The organism is Pseudomonas sp., assembly GCF_037994325.1.
In the GTDB taxonomy this organism is placed as follows: Bacteria; Pseudomonadota; Gammaproteobacteria; order Pseudomonadales; family Pseudomonadaceae; genus Aquipseudomonas.
Window position 1 is genome coordinate 1 of record NZ_JBBNAH010000616.1, and the last position, 2,503, is coordinate 2,503.

The window sequence follows — 2,503 nt, forward strand, 5'->3', positions numbered from 1 at the left end:
GCCTTGGTGCTGCTGAATTTCTGGTACTTCAGCCTGCGCCCGCGTAGCCAAAAGCTGCAGGCGCTGTGTGATTTTTTTCTGGATACCGCCGAGTGCGGTGCGCCGCTGAGCAAGCGTTTTACCGACAAAAATCTGCAAGCCGACGAAACCGGCTCGCTGGCAGGCTGGGTCAACAGCTTTGTCGACAAAATGGACGACACCATGCAGAGCATTGTCTGTGCCGGTAGCGCCCTTAATCACACCAGCGCAGCACTGAACCAAAGCTCCGGCACCGTGAGCCTGTGTGCCAACCAGCAGAGCAGCGCGGCACTGGCTACGGCGGAGGCGACCGAAGGCGTCAGCCACAGCATCAGCGCCATGACCGAACATATTCTGGGCAGCGAGCAGGCCTCTAGGCAGGCGCTGCAACTAGCCGAAGAAGGTGCGCAGGTGGTGCAACGCACCACCGCCGAGATCAACCACTTGGCACAACAGGTGGTTGAAGCCACCGCCACCATTGAAGGACTCAGCGAAAACACCCAGGCGGTGCAGCACATCAGCGAGACCATCCGCGGCATTGCTGAGCAAACCAACCTGCTGGCCCTTAACGCCGCCATCGAAGCGGCGCGCGCTGGCGATAGCGGTCGCGGCTTTGCCGTGGTTGCCGATGAAGTGCGCAACCTGGCGCGCCGCACCGCCGAAGCCACCCACGCCATCGCCCAGAGCCTGGACAGCATGCGCCAGCAGGCAGTGCAGGCCGTAGGTTCAATGCAGCAATGCCAACAGAGCGCAGAAACCAGTGTGGAACAGGCCAACCTGGCCGACCAGGCGTTGCAGCGCATTCACCAGGAAGTGGCCGGCATGCAGAACCAGATAGGCCAGATCAGCCGCGCCATGCAAACGCAACGCGACCAAGCCCAAGCCGCCAACCGGCAGGCGCAAACCATCAGCAACGGCGCCGGGCAAAGTGCTCAGGCGGCTAACCAAACCCAGCTGGCCGCGCGGGCGTTGGAGCGTTTGGTGTTGGACCTGCATAAGGCGGCGAGTCGGTTGGGGCAAATGGAGTCGACCACCTAGCCTCAGTGCCAGCGCCGCACCTGGGCCCCCGCCTGCGCGGAGGCGATGGGGACGGTACGAACGACACCGTCCTCACCGCGCAGGCGGAGACCCAGGCCGCGCGCAGCGCATCCCGTCAGTCACACTCGCCTTGACCCACCCCACCTGCGCCGCTACCTTGCCCGACGTTTATCCAATCAGGTGCGCCCTCCTCCCGCTTTTAACCAGGGGAAGCTGGCGTTAAACGGGAAGCCGGTGCGCTCACAACGAGCCAGGCCGGCGCTGCCCCCGCAACGGTAATCGACCGCAGCCGTGCTGCATGCCCGATCAACACACCACTGGGTTTTACCTGGGAAGGTGATCGCGGCAGGAAAGTGGTTCTTTCAGTCGAAAGCCCGGAGACCGGCCTGTGCGGAATCGACTGGTGTTGCGGAGGGCAGCACCATCAAGCGCAGGTGGCCGCCCAGGTTTGCCGCGCTTGCCTATGCCCTCCTCAAATATTTCTTTTGAGGATCTGCCATGAAATCCATTCACCTCGCCCTGCCGGCGTTGTTGCTGCCCCTGCTTGCCCACGGGCAAAGCAGTGAAAACGCGCTGCGGCTGGAAGAAACCGTGATCACCTCCGGCCGCGGCGCCGAGCCGTTAAACCAGGCCACCGCTGCGGCGACGGTATTTACCCGCGCCGATATCGAGCGCCTGCAACCCAGCTCCATCACCGACTTGCTCAGCCGTGTACCTGGCGTGCAACTGGTGCAAAACGGCGGGCGCGGCAGCAACACCTCGCTGTTTATTCGCGGCGCCAGCAACACGCAAAGCCTGATCTTGGTCGACGGCCAGCGCATCGGCTCGGCCTCCGACGGCGGCGCCAGCTTGCAGTACCTGAGTCTGGAGCAAATCGAACGCATTGAAGTGGTACGCGGCTCGCGCTCGGCGTTGTATGGCAGCGATGCCATTGGCGGTGTGGTGCAGATTTTCACCCGCCGTGGCGCCAGTGGCTTGCAGCCAAGCCTGGCAGTTAGCGCCGGCAGCCAGCAGAGTTGGCAACGCAGCCTGGGCCTGCGTGGCGGCGATGAGCAAACCCGTTTCAGCCTCAATGGCAGCCTCGACGAAACTGCTGGCATTGATCGCACCGGCCCCTCCTACGATTCTGATAGCGACCACGACGCCTACCGTAACAAGGCCCTTAGCTTCAACCTCAGCCACCAATTCAGCGAGCGCCTGGAGGGCGGCGTCAGCCTGCTCGATCAACGCGGGCGCAATGAGTATGACAACCCGTTTGGCCGCTTCGATATGAGCACCTTCCTCAGTTATCCACAGCAGCCCTACACCGACTTCAGCCTTAGCAGCGCCAGCGGTTTTATCGATGCGCAGTTCAACGAGGTGTGGAACAGCCGCTGGGAAATCGGCCACAGCGAAAGCCGGCAGAAAAGCCAGGACAAACTCAGCGATGAAGTCAGTGTGTTCAACA

At 62.4% G+C, this 2,503-nt stretch carries 2 protein-coding genes and 1 riboswitch; both genes read left to right on the top strand.

Annotation, left to right across the window (positions count from 1 at the left end):
* The coding region (locus AAAB16_RS20475; RefSeq protein WP_340664983.1) for a methyl-accepting chemotaxis protein at positions 1-1,056 on the top strand (1,056 nt) is incomplete at its 5' end.
* Positions 1,057-1,217: 161 nt separating this feature from the next.
* Positions 1,218-1,461: riboswitch (cobalamin riboswitch) on the top strand.
* A gap of 93 nt (positions 1,462-1,554) precedes the next feature.
* A partial coding sequence (locus tag AAAB16_RS20480; protein WP_340664984.1) for a TonB-dependent receptor plug domain-containing protein occupies positions 1,555-2,503 on the top strand: 949 nt, incomplete at its 3' end.